The organism is Bradyrhizobium cosmicum, assembly GCF_032290525.1.
GTDB lineage: Bacteria > Pseudomonadota > Alphaproteobacteria > Rhizobiales > Xanthobacteraceae > Bradyrhizobium > Bradyrhizobium cosmicum_A.
This window is the reverse complement of sequence record NZ_JASXTA010000002.1, coordinates 304,641-320,941: the sequence shown is the minus strand read 5'-3', so window position 1 is coordinate 320,941 and position 16,301 is coordinate 304,641. Positions and strand designations below refer to the sequence as shown.

17 protein-coding genes, 3 pseudogenes and 1 riboswitch are annotated in these 16,301 nt (G+C 64.3%); of the genes and pseudogenes, 16 read left to right on the top strand and 4 right to left on the bottom strand.

All coding sequences use genetic code 11. The features are described 5' to 3' along the window. Positions 1–22: 22 nt before the first annotated feature. From QSV46_RS05285 to QSV46_RS05270, 4 genes are all read left to right on the top strand, one after another. Positions 23–1,132 (top strand): ABC transporter ATP-binding protein, encoded by a 1,110-nt coding sequence (locus tag QSV46_RS05285; protein ID WP_314947967.1) that lies wholly within the window; start codon positions 23–25, stop codon positions 1,130–1,132. A 55-nt stretch (positions 1,133–1,187) separates the two neighbouring features. After that, a complete protein-coding gene (locus tag QSV46_RS05280; protein ID WP_314947460.1) occupies positions 1,188–2,246 on the top strand; it encodes an ABC transporter substrate-binding protein in 1,059 nt (352 codons plus the stop codon). Between the two features lie 317 nt (positions 2,247–2,563). Beyond that, the gene (locus QSV46_RS05275) at positions 2,564–3,814 is read left to right on the top strand and encodes an ABC transporter permease (RefSeq protein WP_314947456.1); all 1,251 of its coding nucleotides are present in this window, start codon (positions 2,564–2,566) and stop codon (positions 3,812–3,814) included. After that, positions 3,811–4,641, top strand: coding sequence for an ABC transporter permease (locus QSV46_RS05270; RefSeq protein ID WP_314947453.1), 831 nt, complete (start codon positions 3,811–3,813; stop codon positions 4,639–4,641). Before QSV46_RS05275 ends, QSV46_RS05270 begins: the two co-directional genes overlap by 4 nt. Before the next feature lie 122 nt (positions 4,642–4,763). Here the strand turns inward: QSV46_RS05270 and QSV46_RS05265 are convergent, their stop codons facing one another. Both QSV46_RS05265 and QSV46_RS05260 read right to left on the bottom strand, forming a co-directional pair. Next, positions 4,764–5,285, bottom strand: coding sequence for a PRC-barrel domain-containing protein (locus QSV46_RS05265; RefSeq protein WP_314947451.1), 522 nt, complete (start codon positions 5,283–5,285; stop codon positions 4,764–4,766). Between the two features lie 222 nt (positions 5,286–5,507). Next, a complete protein-coding gene (locus tag QSV46_RS05260) occupies positions 5,508–6,062 on the bottom strand; it encodes a hypothetical protein (RefSeq protein WP_314947448.1) in 555 nt (184 codons plus the stop codon). Between the two features lie 190 nt (positions 6,063–6,252). On the opposite strand from QSV46_RS05260, the gene QSV46_RS05255 reads away from it, so the two are divergent. Both QSV46_RS05255 and QSV46_RS05250 read left to right on the top strand, forming a co-directional pair. Further along, positions 6,253–7,023 (top strand): response regulator, encoded by a 771-nt coding sequence (locus tag QSV46_RS05255; protein WP_314947445.1) that lies wholly within the window; start codon positions 6,253–6,255, stop codon positions 7,021–7,023. A 13-nt stretch (positions 7,024–7,036) separates the two neighbouring features. Then, positions 7,037–8,358 (top strand): annotated as a pseudogene (locus tag QSV46_RS05250) (ATP-binding protein). A gap of 9 nt (positions 8,359–8,367) precedes the next feature. Here the strand turns inward: QSV46_RS05250 and QSV46_RS05245 are convergent. After that, positions 8,368–8,583, bottom strand: a complete 216-nt coding sequence (locus tag QSV46_RS05245) for a hypothetical protein (protein ID WP_314947442.1) — start codon at positions 8,581–8,583, stop codon at positions 8,368–8,370. A gap of 237 nt (positions 8,584–8,820) precedes the next feature. Here QSV46_RS05245 and QSV46_RS05240 point away from each other — a divergent pair, with 237 nt between their 5' ends. The 7 genes and pseudogenes from QSV46_RS05240 to QSV46_RS41365 form a co-directional block, all read left to right on the top strand. Further along, on the top strand, positions 8,821–9,378 hold the full coding sequence (locus tag QSV46_RS05240; protein WP_314947440.1) for a lytic transglycosylase domain-containing protein: 558 nt from the start codon (positions 8,821–8,823) through the stop codon (positions 9,376–9,378). 26 nt (positions 9,379–9,404) lie between these two features. Continuing rightward, a riboswitch (TPP riboswitch) is annotated at positions 9,405–9,533 on the top strand. Beyond that, the gene (locus QSV46_RS05235; RefSeq protein WP_314947438.1) at positions 9,521–10,531 is read left to right on the top strand and encodes an FAD-dependent oxidoreductase; all 1,011 of its coding nucleotides are present in this window, start codon (positions 9,521–9,523) and stop codon (positions 10,529–10,531) included. Its footprint overlaps the riboswitch before it by 13 nt. After that, complete coding sequence (thiS, locus tag QSV46_RS05230) at positions 10,522–10,719, top strand: sulfur carrier protein ThiS (protein ID WP_314947437.1); 198 nt, start codon at positions 10,522–10,524, stop codon at positions 10,717–10,719. The genes QSV46_RS05235 and thiS overlap by 10 nt, the downstream gene beginning before the upstream one ends. A 191-nt stretch (positions 10,720–10,910) precedes the next feature. Continuing rightward, positions 10,911–11,693, top strand: a complete 783-nt coding sequence (locus tag QSV46_RS05225) for a thiazole synthase (RefSeq protein ID WP_314947435.1) — start codon at positions 10,911–10,913, stop codon at positions 11,691–11,693. Further along, positions 11,680–12,288 carry a thiamine phosphate synthase gene (locus QSV46_RS05220; RefSeq protein ID WP_314947433.1) on the top strand — a complete coding sequence of 203 codons (609 nt, stop codon included), beginning with the start codon at positions 11,680–11,682 and terminating at the stop codon, positions 12,286–12,288. The genes QSV46_RS05225 and QSV46_RS05220 overlap by 14 nt, the downstream gene beginning before the upstream one ends. Before the next feature lie 186 nt (positions 12,289–12,474). Further along, entirely contained in the window at positions 12,475–14,376 is a 1,902-nt protein-coding gene (gene thiC / locus QSV46_RS05215; RefSeq protein ID WP_314947431.1) for a phosphomethylpyrimidine synthase ThiC, read from the top strand. 63 nt (positions 14,377–14,439) lie between these two features. Continuing rightward, positions 14,440–14,646, top strand: a pseudogene (locus QSV46_RS41365) (HTH domain-containing protein); the annotation flags it as partial. Between the two features lie 55 nt (positions 14,647–14,701). On the opposite strand, the gene QSV46_RS05210 reads toward QSV46_RS41365, so the two are convergent. Further along, positions 14,702–15,334 carry a hypothetical protein gene (locus QSV46_RS05210; RefSeq protein WP_314947428.1) on the bottom strand — a complete coding sequence of 211 codons (633 nt, stop codon included), beginning with the start codon at positions 15,332–15,334 and terminating at the stop codon, positions 14,702–14,704. A gap of 84 nt (positions 15,335–15,418) precedes the next feature. Between QSV46_RS05210 and QSV46_RS05205 the strand changes: the two are divergent. From QSV46_RS05205 to QSV46_RS05195, 3 genes and pseudogenes are all read left to right on the top strand, one after another. After that, positions 15,419–15,673, top strand: a pseudogene (locus tag QSV46_RS05205) (mismatch-specific DNA-glycosylase); the annotation flags it as partial. 35 nt (positions 15,674–15,708) lie between these two features. Further along, positions 15,709–15,996 carry a hypothetical protein gene (locus tag QSV46_RS05200; protein WP_314947425.1) on the top strand — a complete coding sequence of 96 codons (288 nt, stop codon included), beginning with the start codon at positions 15,709–15,711 and terminating at the stop codon, positions 15,994–15,996. Between the two features lie 86 nt (positions 15,997–16,082). Continuing rightward, complete coding sequence (locus tag QSV46_RS05195; RefSeq protein WP_314947964.1) at positions 16,083–16,286, top strand: type II toxin-antitoxin system RelE/ParE family toxin; 204 nt, start codon at positions 16,083–16,085, stop codon at positions 16,284–16,286. Positions 16,287–16,301: the final 15 nt, after the last annotated feature.

Below are 16,301 nucleotides of genomic sequence, written 5' to 3'. Positions count from 1 at the left end.
GGTGCTGATGACGCGAGGAAATATGGAAGCCGGCATGGTCACGTCTGCGCCGGCACTGGTGCGCTTTTCCGGCATTCAGAAGACCTATGATGGCGAGCATCTCGTGGTGAAGAACCTCGATCTCGATATCAGGAAGGGCGAGTTCGTCACCCTGCTTGGCCCGTCGGGCTCGGGCAAGACGACCACGCTGATGATGCTGGCCGGCTTCGAGGTTCCGACCCAGGGCGAGATCTACCTCGCGGACCGGCCGATCAAGAACGTGCCGCCGCATAAGCGCGACATCGGCATGGTGTTCCAGAACTATGCCTTGTTTCCGCACCTGACGATCGCGGAGAACATCGCCTTCCCGCTGTCCGTTCGCAACACGAACAAGGCGGACGCGCAGGAGCGCGTCAGGGCCGCGTTGCGCATGATCAAGATGGAAACTCTGGCGCACCGGCGTCCCGGGCAATTGTCCGGCGGTCAGCAGCAGCGCGTGGCGCTGGCGCGCGCGCTGGTTTTCAATCCGCAACTCGTGCTGATGGACGAACCGCTGGGCGCCCTGGACAAGCGCCTGCGGGAGCAGATGCAACTGGAGATCAAGCAGCTGCACGAGACGATGGGCATCACGATCGTCTATGTCACCCACGATCAGAGTGAAGCACTCACCATGTCGGACCGCATCGCCGTGTTCAACGACGGCATCGTGCAGCAGATCGACAGGCCCGATGCGCTGTACGAGCATCCGGTGAACAGCTTCGTCGCCCATTTCATCGGCGAGAACAACGTGCTGGCCGGCACCGTCGAGACGGTCGACAAGCAATACTGCCGCGTCGCGCTGGCCGGTGGCGGCACCGTGACCGCACGGGCGGTCAACGTAGCAGGCGCGGGCGCGTCGACCTCGCTGTCGGTGCGGCCGGAGCGGATCGCCATCATCCCGAACGGCGTCTCCAGCGACGGACCGAACCGGCTGCCGGCCAGGGTGCAAAACAGCATCTATCTCGGCGACCACGCGCTGGCCGTTCTCGATGTCGCCGGTAATGCCGAGTTCATGGTCAAACTTCCGCCGGGGGCGCATGACGGACTGCGACATGGTGAAAGCGTATTCATCACCTTCCGTCCCGAGGACTGCCTGGCCCTCGATCCCGTCTGATCCGGACCGCATCGATCAACCTCAACGCAATGCAGATGAAGAAGGAACAAGGACCATGCTGAAGCGCAAAACTGGCGGGATTGCTCTGGGGTTCGCCGCGGCGTTTGGCGCCAGCGCTGCGCTGGCGACAGTCGCGCAGGCGCGTGACCTCACCGTCGTGTCGTGGGGCGGTGCCTATCAGGATGCGCAGAAGAAGGTCTATTTCGAGCCGTTCAAGAAGGCAGCCGGCGCTCCGATGAACGACGAGTCCTGGGATGGCGGTGTCGGCGTGTTGCGCGCCAAGGTGCAGGGTGGCGCCGCCACCTGGGACGTCGTCCAGGTCGAGAGCGACGAACTCGCGGTCGGCTGCGAGGAAGGCCTGTTCGAGAAGCTGGATTATTCCAGGATCGGCGGCGAGGCGGCCTATATTCCGCCGTCGGTCAATCCCTGCGGCGTCGGCGCCATCCTCTACGATTTCGTTCTCGGCTACGACAAGGACAAGCTGAAGCAGGCCCCGAGCGGCTGGGCCGATTTCTTCGACACCAAGGCAATTCCGGGCAAGCGCGCCCTGCGTCAGGGCCCGAAGACGACGCTGGAGATCGCCCTCATGGCCGACGGCGTGGCGCCAAAGGACGTCTACAAGGTGCTGGCGACCGACGAGGGCGTCGAGCGCGCGTTCAAGAAGCTGGACACCATCAAGGGCGACATCGTCTGGTGGAAGGCCGGCGCCCAGCCGCCGCAATTGCTCGCCTCCGGCGAGGTGGTGATGACCTCGGTCTACAACGGCCGCATCGACACCGCGAACAAGAACGACAAGAAGAACTTCGGCATGGTGTGGGACGGAGCGCTCTTCACCCTCGACAGCTGGGTCATCCTGAAGGGGAGCCCGAACAAGGACGCCGCCTACAAGTTCCTGGACTTCGTCGGCAAGGCGGAGAACCAGTCCAAATTGTCGGAGAACATTGCCTACGGCACCTCGAACAAGGACGCAGCCGCTCTGCTCGCGCCCGCCGTTCTGAAGGACCTTCCGACAGCGCCCGACAACATCAAAAACGCGGTCGAGATCAACGTTGGCTTCTGGCTCGAGAACATCGACCGCCTGACCGAGCGCTTCAACAAATGGGCCGCGAAATAGCGGGCCTCGTAGCCGTGTGCGGCGCAGGTCGAGGGAAAAGCCTGGCAGATAGCTCGCCCGCGACGCATCCTTCGAGACGCCCGCCTCCGGCGGGCCCTCAGGATGAGGTCTGAGTCTGTGGCAGCGGCTTTACAGACACCAAAGTGGAGGAGCCTCATCCTGAGGAGACCGCCACCGGGTCCGCGCAAAGCGCGGCCCGATGACAGGCTCCGCGGTCGTCTCGAAGGACGAGGCGCGCGCTCAGACAGCTCCAAAACACCATATGCGATCGCCCTCCCCGCAATGGCGAAGGATGTCCGGCCAAAGAAGCTCTCGTCATGACGGCAGCGTCCCTGACCGAGACCGAAGTGCCGCTCAAGCGCCGCCTGAAGCGTGCGGAGCGGACACGCCAGTTCAAGGCATTGGCACTGGTGCTGCCGCTTCTGCTGTTTCTGCTCTTCACCTTCGCAGGGCCGATCGCCGGCATGCTGTGGCGCGCGGTCGACGACCATGAAGTGCGTCAGGTCCTGCCGCAGACCGTCGTTGCTCTCGCCGACTGGGACGGCAAGGACCTGCCGGACGAAAGAGCGTATGCGGCGCTGGCAGGTGACATCCTGGCGGCGCGAGCCTCCGGCACCATCGCCATCGCGGCCAAGCGGCTCAATTACGCCCTGAACGGCTTCCGCACGATCCTGACCAGTACGGCACGCAATCTGAAGGCGGTGCCGGAAGCAGGCATGGCCAGGGAAACACTTGGCAAGATCAACCCGGCCTGGCGCGAGCGCACCACCTGGACCACGATCAAGAACGCCAGTGGCCCGGTGACCGGCTTCTATCTTCTGTCGGCGCTCGATCTGACGCGGAACGCGGACGGCGCGATCGTCGCAGCTCCGCCGGATCAGGCCATCTACCGCGACGTTTTCGCCCGCACCTTCCTCATCAGCCTCAGCGTCACGACGCTGTGCCTGATCCTTGGCTTTCCGGTCGCCTATTTGCTGGCGACGCTGCCGCCGGGCCGGTCGAACCTGCTGATGATCTTCGTCCTGCTGCCGTTCTGGACGTCGCTTCTGGTGCGAACCTGCGCCTGGATCGTTCTGTTGCAGAGCAAAGGGGTCGTGAATGACAGCCTGCTCTGGCTTGGCATCATCGACGCGCCGCTGCGCCTGATCTACAATCGCTTCGGTGTCTGCGTGGCGATGACCCACGTTCTGCTGCCGTTCATGATCCTGCCGCTGTACAGCAGCATGAAGGCGATCTCGCCTGCTTACATGCGCGCCGCCGCCTCGCTCGGTGCGCCGCCGGTCACCGCCTTCCTGCGGATCTACCTGCCTCAAACTCTGCCCGGTATCGGCGCGGGAGGCCTGCTCGTCTTCATCCTTGCGCTCGGCTACTACATCACACCGGCACTCGTTGGGGGCGCCGCCGATCAGATGATCAGCTATTTCATCGCGCTCTACACCACCGAGACGGCCAATTGGGGCCTCGCTTCGGCTTTGGGTGCTGTGCTGCTGCTGGCCACTGTTCTGCTCGCTCTCGTCTACGGCAAGCTGGTGCAGGGGCAGCATGTCACCGGAGGAATGAAGAATTGAGCGACAATGCCTCCCTCCGCACGCCCAGCCAGCGCATCGTGTGGGCCGCGACGATCGCCATCTCCACCCTGGTGTTCATTTTCCTGATCGCGCCGATCCTGGCGATCATGCCGCTGTCCTTCAGCTCGGGCTCCTACCTGACCTATCCGCTGCCGGGCCTCTCCTTGCGCTGGTACGACGACTTCATCAACTCGTCGCGCTGGATGAATTCGCTGAAGAACAGCATGATCATCGGGGTCGCCTCGACGCTGCTGTCCATGCTTCTCGGCACGCTGGCCGCGCTGGGGCTGGCGCAGTGGAAGAGCCGATTCAAGCCGCTGGTGCTGGCTTTCGTGCTGTCGCCGGTCGTCGTGCCCGGTGTCATCACCGCGGTCGGTCTGTATTTCTTCTTCGCGCCGATCGGACTGACCGGCAGCTATCTCGGCCTGATCCTGGCCCACACTGCGCTGGCGACGCCGTTCGTGGTGATCACGGTCGGCGCGACGCTGCAAAGCTTCGACACCAACCTGGCACGCGCTGCCGCCTCACTCGGCGCCTCGCCGCTTGACGCGTTCCGCCGCGTGATCCTGCCGCTGATCCTGCCTGGCCTCGCCTCGGGCGCGCTGTTCGCCTTCGCGACCAGCTTCGATGAGGTGGTGATCGTGCTGTTCATGGCAGGTCCCGAGCAGCGCACCCTGCCGCGCGAGATGTTCAGCGGCATCCGCGAGAACATCAGTCCGACCATCACGGCAGCGGCGGTCGTTCTGACGACGGTATCGGTGATCCTCCTCGCTACCCTGGAAGGCCTGCGCCGACGCAACGAACGGCTCAAGGGCAGTAGCGCCTGACCGGCGGCGTTATTGCTGCGAAGCGAAGCTTCGTCGGTTCGCTGCCCGCGATGACGAAAAGACACGACGGCGCGCCCGGTGAAGACCGGGCGCGCCTGGTTTAGGCCGTCACGCGAACTGCACTACTCCGAGTACTTGAACTCGGGCATGTTCTTCAGCTCGTCCTTGCTCGCGTTGAACACGGCGTGGTCCGGATACCACTTCGAGGCCGACGATGTAGTGGTCGTCGCGGGCCTGTCGGTACCGGTCGCAGCGCCCGTCGTCGTGGATGCCGGGGGCTTGGCGCCCGGATTCGTGCCGGCGCCGGTGTAGGCCACAGCCTCGTTGACGAACTTCAGCTTCTCGTAGGGCACGGCGACCAGATGCTCGCCCATGCCGAGGAAGCCACCGACGCCGATCACAGCGATCTTGATGGCACCGCTCTTGTCCATCAGGAGATCGTTGATCGAGCCGATGTTCTCGTTGGCCTCATTGTAGACCTTCACGCCCGACATTTTCGACACGCGCCATTCATTGGACGCCGTGGTGATCGTCGTGGTGGCGCTCGGCGCCTTGTCGGTGGTGGCGGTCGGCGATTGCGCGAACGCGACGGTCGCAAATAGTGCGGTGCCGGCAAGGCCGGCCGCGATCGATTTCATCAACATCGTTGTCCTCTCCTTCGGCAGAAAACTCGTGTGGAGAGAACAGCCCCGATCACGTGCAGTTCCTGTGATGCGGCAATTTCGTCGCGCCATTGTGGCGCTGCATTGCGGGAGTTCCTAGCTCGCGCTGGAACGTTCCGGGGTGCACAGTTCCCGGCCCGACGATCATGCGCCCCGGGTGAAGCACGTTCGCGGCGGGGAACGCGCCCACCTGCGTCGCACAGGTCAGCTCTTGTAGTCGATCAGAAGTGCCGAAAAATCCGGGCCCTTCGATGAGCTGCCGCTCGCGCCATAGGACGATGCCGACGATTGCGACTGCTGGAGCGCCTGGACGAATTGCTGGAGGATCGCGGCCGTCGTCGAGACGCTCGACGCGCTGCTGGTCGAATCCGTGGCCGGCGACGAATCCGAGGAGCCGTCGTCCGGCGGCGGACCGGGCGGTGGTCCACCCGCGCCGCCGGGACCATTGGCGAAAGCGGACTGAAACACGTTCTTCAGCGCGTCGGCCTGGTCCGAGGTCAGCGTGCCGTTCGACACCTCGTTGGAAATGAGATCGTCGATCTTCGACTGCATGTCGTCCTTGGAGGGACGCGTGCCGCTCGACCGGTCGCTGGACCGGCTCGACTGCAAGGCCGTGTCGATGTCGGTCAGCGCCGTCGAGAGCGCCGACTGGTCCGACGACGAGAGGGTGCCGGCGGAAACTTCCGATTGCAATTCCTGCTGCAGCCGTTGCAGGGGCGACTGGTGGTTACCGGCGGGGGCCGCCGAAATCGAGGTCATGATGGCTCCGTGGCTCTTGTGGGGTTTCGTGCGGGTTTCTTATGTGACGCCGCCACGGTATGGTTAGCGGCCTTAACGAGACCTTGTTGCTGTCCGGTCTGGCTATTGCCGGGCGTTGCCTCCCTGCGGACGGAAACAATCTGAAATAAAATCTTCGCCATTTGGCCCCAATCTGGGACAAACAAAGCGCATGGCCATTCTCAATCCCAACATCCTTGTCGTCGAGGATGACCGCGAAACCCGGACGCTGGTTGCGAAGTACCTCCGCAACAATGCCTGCAACGTCACCGCTGTGAGCGATGGCCGCGAGATGTCTCGCGCTTTGGCCGATCATCGCGTCGACCGCATCATCCTCGACGTCATGCTGCCCGGCGAGGACGGCTTGAGCCTGTGCCGCAAGGTGCGCTCGGAGGCGCAGACGCCGATCATCATGCTGACCGCGCGCGGTGAGGACGTCGATCGCATCGTCGGCCTCGAGATGGGCGCGGACGACTATCTACCAAAGCCCTTCAATCCGCGCGAGCTGCTCGCGCGCATCAACGCCGTGTTGCGCCGCCAGGCCGCCGCGCAAACCGCGAGCTCGATCGAGGGGGCCTCTGCGCTCGTCTTCGAAGGCTGGCGCATCGACCTGCGCCTGCGCGAGCTGCGCAATCCGGAAGGGGCGCGCGTCGCGGTGACCAGCGCCGAGTTCGACCTGCTGCGGACGTTCTGCGAACGGCCCGGCCGCGTGCTGTCGCGCGACAGCCTGCTCGACCTCACGCAAGGCCGCAACACCGGCTCGTTCGAACGTTCGATCGACGTTCTGGTCAGCCGCATCCGCCGCAAGATCGAGCCCAATCCGGCCGACCCCACCATCATCAAGACGGTGCGCTCCGGCGGCTATCTGTTCACGCCAAGAACTGAAGCTGCCGGGACTGAAGCAGCGAGCAACGAAGCGATCGCGGCGCCCCTGGGCAGCTGACGGAACACCGACGATGAAGCCGTTCGGGTTCTTCCACCTCAAGAGCATCGGCGGACAGATCGCCGCGCTGGTGGTGGCGTCGATCGTCGCGCTGCATCTGATCCTCACCGTCAGCTTCCTGATCAGCCGGCCGGACCGCGCCGAGCGGCCGCCTGACAGCGCGCATCAACTCGCGGACGCGGCCCTCCTGCTGAGCGGCGCCGAGGCGAGCGAGCGGCCGCGAATCCTCGCCGATATCGTGCGCGCGTTTCCGAAGGCCGGCATCGAGCTGCTCGCGCCGGGGACCGCCTCCGTCGCGAAGGACGGCGACGACCAGCACGTGCACAATGTACGCCGGCATCTCGGCCATCAGTACAAGGTGCTCGCGCTCGCGCCGCAGGATGGGCACAAGGTCGCGGTCCAGTTGCCGGACGGCACCATGATCGCGGGCCGGGTCGAGCAGAGACCGTACCCGCCACGGTTCTGGGGCGGCGTCTGGATCACGCTGCTGTTCGCGCTGATCAGCGTCACCATGCTCGGCCTGTGGGCGGCCTACGCGCTGGCCGCACCGCTGTCGTCCTTCGCCAAGGCGGCCGAGAATTTCAGCCTCGACGGGGCGGCAGATCCGCTGCCCGAGCGCGGCCCCGAAGAGATCCGCTCGGTGGCGCGCGCCCTGAACCGCATGCACGAGCGGATCGCGCGGCTGATGTCGGACCGCACCAGGATGCTGGCTGCGATCAGCCACGATCTGCGCACGCCGATCACGCGGCTGCGCCTGCGCGCAGAATTCATCGAGGACGAGGGCAATCGCAAGCGCATGCTGATCGATCTCGACCAGATGCGCGCGATGCTGGAAAGCGTGCTGTCGCTGCTGCGCAACGATCGCAAGGTCGAGGCGGTGACGCTGGTCGACATTGCCAGCACGCTTCAGCTCATCGCCGACCAGTTCGGCGACATGGGTCATGTCGTGCACTACGAAGGCCCGCTATCTGCAACCGCCGCAGTGCGCCCCGACGATCTGCATCGCGGCGTCACCAATCTCGTCGAGAACGCGGTGCGCTTCGGCGCCGAGATAACGATCCGTCTCGATATGTCGGGCACCAGGCTCGTCATCGACGTCGAGGATGACGGCCCCGGCATTTCGGATGCGCGCAAGCAGGAGATGCTGGAGCCGTTCGTGCGCGGCGACGAGGCGCGCACCATGGACGAGTCCACCGGCTTCGGCCTCGGCCTCTCGATCGCGCGCGCGGTTGCGCTCGCCCATGGCGGCGAGCTGTCGCTGCACGACCGCGCGCCGCACGGGCTGATCGTGCGGATGCAATTGCCGGTATGCAGCAGCCGCGGCTGGCTGCCTGATCCTTCGCTTCAGGCCGCGAGCGGCGGATGCTCGACGACGATCTCGGCGAAGATCGCGATCGCCTCGAAGCGATAGTTGCAGGCGCGGCAAGTCCAGAGATAGGAGATGCGCCCCTCGCCCGGCTCGATCCAGTCAGGCTGCGGGATCGGCGTGCCGCATTGGGCACAGGGGTTCTGCCTGGGGATGTCGCCGAAATGTGCCTTGGCCATGCTTGGTTTTGTCATGGCACCTCTCCCGATTTGCGGTGTCTTGTTACTCGCTTTTGCCCACCCGCGCGAATAGACAGTCTTGCTGCCGCGATGGGCCGTCCGCCTGAGGGAGCCCGTACACGAGCATTGAGTCGCAACAGCGGCCCTGCACCGCGATAACGCTAACGGCGGCGTTTGGTCACATCATTGCCGCGTTCGGGAGGCCTAACGGCAGCCGGGCGCAGGTCACTCAGGGGACCTCAGGGATATCTGATGAAAATTTTACGCATCGCCGCGCTGCTCGCGGCCGGACTGATTTTGCCGCAGGCCGCCCTCGCGGGCGAAGCCGAGTACGCCGAGATGGTGGCGATGCATGCGCGCGCCAACGGCGTGCCGGAGGCGCTGGTGCATCGCGTCATCATGCGCGAGAGCCGCTATCAGCCGGGTCTCGTCGGCCGCGGCGGCACCATCGGCCTGATGCAGATCAAGCTCGCGACCGCCCGCGGGGTCGGCTACACCGGCGATGCCGCCGGCCTGCGCGATCCCAACACCAATCTCACCTACGCGGTGAAATATCTCGCCGGCGCCTATCACGCCGCCAACGGCGACCACACTAGAGCCGTGCGTTATTTCGCGGGCGGCTATTACTACGCGGCAAAGCGGCAGCGGCAGGAAGCCGTGCAGGTCGCCAATGTGGGCGAGACCAATATGGGCGGCGCCTGGCTGGAGCCGAACGGCAATCCGCAGCCGATGTTTAGCGCCCCGCCGCACAGGAAGCTGGCCCAGCGGGTCCGCAATGCGCGGGCGCAGGTTCCCGGCAACATGCGTTGACACAGGCCGCCACTGGCCTACATTAGAGCCGTTCCGAGGGGTGCTCCGAGGAGGAGCTGAGATACCGCTAAATGGGCAAACCCGCCCAGGACCGCGGTGACCCTTTGAACCTGATCCGGGTCATGCCGGCGAAGGGACAGGGATGTTGCAGACGACCAAGCGACCGGATTCCCCGGTATCCATCATCGGCGCAGGCATCGCAGGCGCCTGGCAGGCGCTGTTGTTCGCGCAGGCCGGCCACGCCGTGATCCTGCACGAGCGCGGTGACGCCGCCATGACCGATTCGACCAGCCATTGGGCCGGCGGCATGCTGGCGCCCTGGTGCGAGGCGGAGGTCGCCGAGCCCATCATCTCCAGGCTCGGCCAGCGTTCCCTCGATATCTGGCGTCGCGAACTGCCTGACACCCCCTTCAACGGCTCGCTGGTCGTCGCCCATCCGCGCGAGCGCAACGATTTCGAGCGCTTTGCCCGGATGACCGAAGGCCATCGCCGGCTCGATGCCGCCGGCCTCGCCGAGCTCGAGCCGTCGCTGGAGGGCCGTTTTCGCGATGCGCTGTTCTTCCCGACCGAGGGCCATGTCGAGCCGCGCCTCGTGCTGCCGAAGCTGCACGACCGCATCCGGGCTGCCGGCGGCACCATCAAATTTTCCAGCGACGTCGTCGCGAAGGATCTCGACGGCATCGTGATCGACTGCCGCGGCCTTGCCGCGCGCGACGAGGAGCCGGAGCTTCGCGGCGTCAAGGGCGAGATGATCCTGATCGAGACCGGCGAGGTGCAGCTCGCACGCCCGGTGCGGCTGATCCATCCGCGCTGGCCGCTCTACGTGATCCCCCGCGAGCAAAACCTGTTCATGCTGGGCGCAACCTCGATCGAGGCCGAGGACACCGGCGTCAGCGTCCGCTCCGCGCTGGAGCTGCTCGGCGCGGCCTACGCCGTGCATCCGGCTTTCGGCGAAGCGCGCATCGTCGAATTCGGCTCGGGCCTACGTCCGGCTTTTCCCGACAACCTGCCGCGCATCGGCATTCGCGGCGGCCAGATCAGCGTGAACGGGCTCTACCGCCACGGCTTCCTGATCGCGCCGGCGCTCGCCGAGCTGACGCTGCAATACGTCCAGCGCGGCCAGATCGACAATGAGGTGATGCAATGCGCGTGATCGTCAATGGCGAGCAGCGCGAGATTAATTCCGCGAGCGTGGACGCGCTGCTCAGCGAGCTCGATTACGAGGGCTCCCATTTCGCGATCGCGCTCAATTACGATGTCGTGCCGAAAAGCCGCTGGGCCGCGACCCATCTTAGGGACGGCGACGAGATCGAAATCATCACGCCGCGGCAGGGAGGGTGAGGACATATGATCTCACCAAACACTCCGCTGTCATCGCCCGGCTTGACCGGGCGATCCAGTACGCCGCGGCTTCACGATTCCAGCCGCACGGCCGCGGCGTACTGGATCCCCGCCGGAGCCTGTCATCGGGCTCGCCGAAGGCGAGACCCGGTGGCGGGGATGACAGCGTCAATCATGGAGACACCTCCCACATGGTGACCTTCTACGGCAAAACCTTCCCGTCCCGACTGCTGATCGGCAGCGCGCTCTATCCCTCGCCGGCGATCATGCAGGCCGCGATCCGCGCCTCGGGCTCCAACATCGTCACCGTGTCGCTGCGGCGCGAGGCCGCCGGCGGCAAGACCGGCGACGCGTTCTGGAAGCTGATCCGCGAGCTCGACGTCACCGTGCTGCCGAACACCGCCGGCTGTCGCAGCGTTCGCGAAGCGGTGACCACCGCAAAGCTCGCACGCGAGCTGTTCGGCACGTCCTGGATCAAGCTGGAAGTCATCGCCGACAACGACACGCTGCAGCCCGACGTCGTCGGCCTCGTCGAGGCCGCTTCCATCCTGATCAAGGACGGCTTTGAAGTCTTCCCCTATTGCACCGAGGACCTCTCGGTCGCGAACCGCCTGGTCGATGCCGGCTGCAAGGTGGTGATGCCGTGGGCCGCCCCCATCGGCAGCGCCAAGGGCATCACCAACCGCGACGCACTCAAACTGATGCGCGAGCGGCTGCCCGACATCACGCTGGTGGTCGACGCCGGCTTAGGGGCGCCCTCGCACGCGGCGCACGCGCTCGAGCTCGGCTATGACGCCGTGCTGCTCAACACCGCCATCGCAAAGGCCGCCGATCCCGTCGCGATGGCGAACGCCTTCCGCCTCGGCTGTGATGCCGGCCGCACCGCTTATGAAGCCGGGCTGATGAACGCCCGCGACTTCGCCTCCCCCTCCACCCCTGTCGTTGGGACCCCATTCTGGCATGCCGTATCCTGATCGCTTCTATCCCGTCGTCGACAGCCTCGCCTGGGTCGAGCGCCTGACCAGGCTCGGCGTCGGCACGATTCAATTGCGCGCAAAGGACCTCGACGACGCGCAGGCCTTGCAGATCGTCACCGACGCGCTGGCGATCACCGAGGGCACGCAGGCAAAACTGGTCGTGAACGACTATTGGCGCGCCGCAGTCGTCGCCGGCGCAAAATATCTGCATCTCGGCCAGGAGGACCTCGCCGATGCCGACCTCAAGGCCATCCGCGAAGCCGGCCTCTCTCTCGGCATCTCCACCCATGACGACGCCGAGCTTGAAACCGCGCTCGCCGCAAAGCCCGACTACGTCGCGCTGGGCCCGATCTTCTTCACCACGTTGAAGTCGATGCGCTTCGAGCCGCAAGGCATTCCGAAGATCACGGAATGGAAGCAGCGCATCGGCAGCATCCCGCTGGTTGCGATCGGCGGCATCAAGTTCGAGCACGCTGCGGAGATCTTCGCCGCGGGCGCCGATTCCATCGCCGTGGTCAGCGATGTCACGCAACATCCCGACCCTGATGCACGGGTGCGGCAATGGCTTAGCCTGTCCGCGGAGGCGGCGTGATGCGCCTCGCCCTCTCATCCCACACTCCGCCGTCATCGCCCGGCTTGACCGGGCGATCCAGTACGCCGCAGCCTCTCCGTGTCCCATCAAGGCCTCTGGAATACTGGATCCCCGCTTTCGCGGGGATGACAGCGGCAATTGTCTCTCGCGCAGCGATGCCAACGAACTGAATTTAAGGAGGATCCCATGAACATCCGCTCCAATCCCGAAAAAACCGTCCCCGCCGTCACCACCGGCCCGCTGCCCTCGTCGCGAAAAATCTTCGCCTCGCCCGATGCCGCCCCCGATCTGCGCGTGCCCCTGCGCGAAATCATCCTCTCCGAGGGCGCGGGCGAGCCGAACCTGCCGGTGTACGACACCTCCGGCCCCTACACCGACCCGAGCGTGACCATCGACGTCAACGCCGGCCTCGCCCGCGGCCGCAAACAGTGGGTGCTGGAGCGCGGCGGCGTCGAGGAATATGACGGCCGCCAGATCAAGCCGGAGGACAATGGCAGCGTCTCCACCGACAAGGCCGCGCGCGCCTTCTCGGCCTATCACAAGCCGCTGCGCGGCCTCGACGGCCACAAGATCACCCAGCTCGAATTCGCCCGCGCCGGCATCATCACCAAGGAGATGATCTACGTCGCCGCCCGCGAAAACCTCGGCCGCAAAGAACAGCTCGAGCGCGCCGAGGCAGCCCTCGCCGACGGCGAGAGCTTTGGCGCTGCGGTCCCCGCCTTCATCACGCCGGAGTTCGTCCGCTCCGAGATCGCGCGCGGCCGCGCCATCATCCCCTGCAACATCAACCACTCAGAACTCGAGCCGATGATCATCGGCCGCAACTTTCTGACCAAGATCAACGCCAATATCGGCAACTCGGCGGTGACGTCGTCGGTCGAGGAAGAGGTCGAGAAGATGGTGTGGGCGATCCGCTGGGGCGCCGACACCGTGATGGACCTCTCGACGGGCCGCAACATCCACACCACCCGCGAATGGATTTTGCGTAATTCGCCGGTGCCGATCGGCACCGTTCCGATCTATCAGGCGCTGGAGAAGTGCAACGGCGATCCGGTGCAGCTGACCTGGGAGCTCTACAAGGACACGCTGATCGAGCAGTGCGAGCAGGGCGTCGACTATTTCACCATCCACGCCGGCGTGCGCCTGCAATACATCCACCTCACCGCCAGCCGCGTCACCGGTATTGTTTCGCGCGGCGGCTCGATCATGGCGAAGTGGTGCCTGGCGCATCACAAGGAGAGCTTCCTCTACACCCATTTCGACGAGATCTGCGACCTCATGCGCAAGTATGACGTCTCGTTCTCGCTCGGCGACGGCCTGCGCCCGGGCTCGATCGCCGATGCCAACGACCGCGCACAGTTCGCGGAGCTGGAGACGCTCGGCGAGCTGACCAAGATCGCGTGGGACAAGGGCTGCCAGGTCATGATCGAGGGCCCCGGCCACGTGCCGATGCACAAGATCAAGATCAACATGGACAAGCAGCTCAAGGAGTGCGGCGAGGCGCCGTTCTACACCCTCGGGCCCCTGACCACCGACATCGCGCCGGGCTACGACCACATTACGTCAGGCATTGGAGCTGCCATGATCGGCTGGTTCGGCTGCGCCATGCTCTGCTACGTCACGCCGAAGGAGCATCTCGGCCTGCCCGACCGCAACGACGTCAAGGTCGGCGTCATCACCTACAAGATCGCAGCCCACGCCTCCGATCTCGCCAAGGGCCACCCGGCCGCCCAGCTGCGCGACGACGCGCTCTCCCGCGCCCGTTTCGACTTCCGCTGGAGCGACCAGTTCAACCTCGGCCTCGATCCCGAAACCGCCAAGAACTTCCACGACGAGACCCTGCCGAAGGAAGCCCACAAGGTCGCCCATTTCTGCTCGATGTGCGGCCCAAAATTCTGCTCGATGAAGATCACGCAGGACGTGCGGGATTACGCGGCGACGCTGAACGATCCGAACTCGATCGGGATGTCGCTGAGCGGGACGGCCGAGGACGGCATGGCCAAGATGAGTGCGAAGTTCAAGGAGATGGGGAGCAGCGTTTACCTGGATGCGGAGAAGGTGAAGGAGAGCAATCGGGTGCTTTCATAGCTGCTCCCTTTCTAGTAGAATGCGACGCGTTGCGATTGTGAGGAAAGATCGCTGGACACGTATTTGCAGATAGCCAAGTGGGTCTTAGAGGCTGAGCGGCGACCGCTCAGCCCTAGGACGATATTGACTGCTGCCTACCACCGCGGATTAGTTCCCAAACATCTGCACGGCCAGACTCAACATAAGACGTTGCAGGCGCGAATTTCCGAGGACATCGTCGATCGCCGTGAGAGCAGTCTATTCTTCCGCACCGAGCCTGGGAAATTTTTCCTACGTCGCTTTCTCACCGATCAAAGTGTTCCCGAAGAATTCCGGACGGTATTTCCTACGAGACGGCGCATACGCGAGTTGGTGCGTGGACCGGCTCTAGCGGTTGAGCATCAACGTCTAAGTCGTATAGCCAAGCGAAACGTCCCGATTGCTTGGAAGAAGGTTTTGGGAATCCTGAACCGGGATCATTATTGCTACGGCGATCCCCGTAGATGCTACGGTAATTTGCCTTGATCGAAAGGCCAGCAAGTGCCTCACGAACGCTCCGACGAGTCTCCAGGAACTCTGAGTCTTCCATATCACCTGAGATCGAAATCAGATCGATTTCCTTACCCGATGCGAATGCTCTCCCCGAGATATTCTTGACAAAGGTCGTCCAGATCAGGCTTGGCGGCATTAGGTCTATCAACGCTGACCCGACCTTCTGACCATTCCGATATACCTCGATATCATCCATGATCATCGGACCGGCACCATCGTTTCGCAAACGAACAAAAAGGTTCTCTTCGTAGTCCCCCATGCTGATGCTTCCGATGGGCATGAGGGTCTTGCGATAATGGATTCGCTGCCAACGCATGTTTATAACGGCGATTAGAATGGATTTGGTTGAAGCGATTGTCGCAACGATCGCCGTAAGGCCGGTCACGGTGTCTTTGTTCTGACCAACCCATACAGCAAAATTATTCATGACCCCGCCCCCAAGGTACCAGCAACATCTATTTAACGGGAAACGAGCGGTCTTAGCAACCTTCCCGCGAGCGTGAGTGTTGAGATGAGCGCTTCGTCGGCGAGCGTGCTATTCCACCGCCTTCCCGATCAACTCCTTCCTAACCTCCGCCTCGTCTTCGTCGGCACCGCCGCCAGCACGCGTTCGGCCGAGCTCGGGCACTACTACGCCCATCCCGGCAACCGCTTCTGGCGCGCGATCCATGAGGCCGGTATCACGCTGCGGCGCTATCAGCCGGGCGAATTCGCGGCCCTGATCGAACTCGGGATCGGCTTCACCGATCTCTCCAAGTCGGGCGCCTCGACAAATTCGTCGTCCACGATTATTCTGTCTGCATGAACATCGTTCGTCGCACGCTGAATATCGACGCCGACACCGATGCGCGTTTGCGCGAGATGGCCGATGAGCGCGGGCAGGATATCGCCGCGGTGCTCGCGGAAGCCGTGGCGCTGCTCGATTCCGTGGTCGATATCGCCGGCCCCGACATCGGTGAGGATCGCCGCCGGCTGGATGATTTCAGAAAGACCCGCGCCGCCGTGCCGCTCGACGAGGTAAAGGACTGGGTCGCGAGCTGGGGTTCGGCGCAGGAGCTGCCACGCCCGGCGGCGCGCAGGATCGGATGATCCTGCTCTCGCCCGACGCCGTTGAGGACGTCGAGCGATTGCGCCTGTTTCTCGATCAACATAGTCCGGGCGCAGCATAACGCGCGCTGGCGTCGATCTGGCGGGCGATCGAGCGGCTGCAGGAATTTCCCAATCTGGGAATGCCGACGGGAGATGCCGAGCTTCGCCAGATCGTGGTCCGCTTTGGCGCCTCCGGCTACATCGTTCGGTATGCCGTGCTGGCGGAGGCGCAAGACATCCTGATCACGCGGATATGGCATGGCCGCGAAGCCCGCAAGACCGACGAATGAGCGTAGCGACGGACG

Bases quoted from the DNA above. Each gene is read 5' to 3' on its own strand.
- QSV46_RS05285 (WP_314947967.1), top strand. From the start codon at position 23: ATGGAAGCCGGCATGGTCACGTCTGCGCCGGCACTGGTGCGCTTTTCC.
- QSV46_RS05280 (WP_314947460.1), top strand. From the start codon at position 1,188: ATGCTGAAGCGCAAAACTGGCGGGATTGCTCTGGGGTTCGCCGCGGCG.
- QSV46_RS05275 (WP_314947456.1), top strand. From the start codon at position 2,564: ATGACGGCAGCGTCCCTGACCGAGACCGAAGTGCCGCTCAAGCGCCGC.
- QSV46_RS05265 (WP_314947451.1), bottom strand. From the start codon at position 5,285: ATGTTGATGAAATCGATCGCGGCCGGCCTTGCCGGCACCGCACTATTT.
- QSV46_RS05260 (WP_314947448.1), bottom strand. From the start codon at position 6,062: ATGACCTCGATTTCGGCGGCCCCCGCCGGTAACCACCAGTCGCCCCTG.
- QSV46_RS05255 (WP_314947445.1), top strand. From the start codon at position 6,253: ATGGCCATTCTCAATCCCAACATCCTTGTCGTCGAGGATGACCGCGAA.
- QSV46_RS05245 (WP_314947442.1), bottom strand. From the start codon at position 8,583: ATGACAAAACCAAGCATGGCCAAGGCACATTTCGGCGACATCCCCAGG.
- QSV46_RS05240 (WP_314947440.1), top strand. From the start codon at position 8,821: ATGAAAATTTTACGCATCGCCGCGCTGCTCGCGGCCGGACTGATTTTG.
- QSV46_RS05235 (WP_314947438.1), top strand. From the start codon at position 9,521: ATGTTGCAGACGACCAAGCGACCGGATTCCCCGGTATCCATCATCGGC.
- thiS (WP_314947437.1), top strand. From the start codon at position 10,522: ATGCGCGTGATCGTCAATGGCGAGCAGCGCGAGATTAATTCCGCGAGC.
- QSV46_RS05225 (WP_314947435.1), top strand. From the start codon at position 10,911: ATGGTGACCTTCTACGGCAAAACCTTCCCGTCCCGACTGCTGATCGGC.
- QSV46_RS05220 (WP_314947433.1), top strand. From the start codon at position 11,680: ATGCCGTATCCTGATCGCTTCTATCCCGTCGTCGACAGCCTCGCCTGG.
- thiC (WP_314947431.1), top strand. From the start codon at position 12,475: ATGAACATCCGCTCCAATCCCGAAAAAACCGTCCCCGCCGTCACCACC.
- QSV46_RS05210 (WP_314947428.1), bottom strand. From the start codon at position 15,334: ATGAATAATTTTGCTGTATGGGTTGGTCAGAACAAAGACACCGTGACC.
- QSV46_RS05200 (WP_314947425.1), top strand. From the start codon at position 15,709: ATGAACATCGTTCGTCGCACGCTGAATATCGACGCCGACACCGATGCG.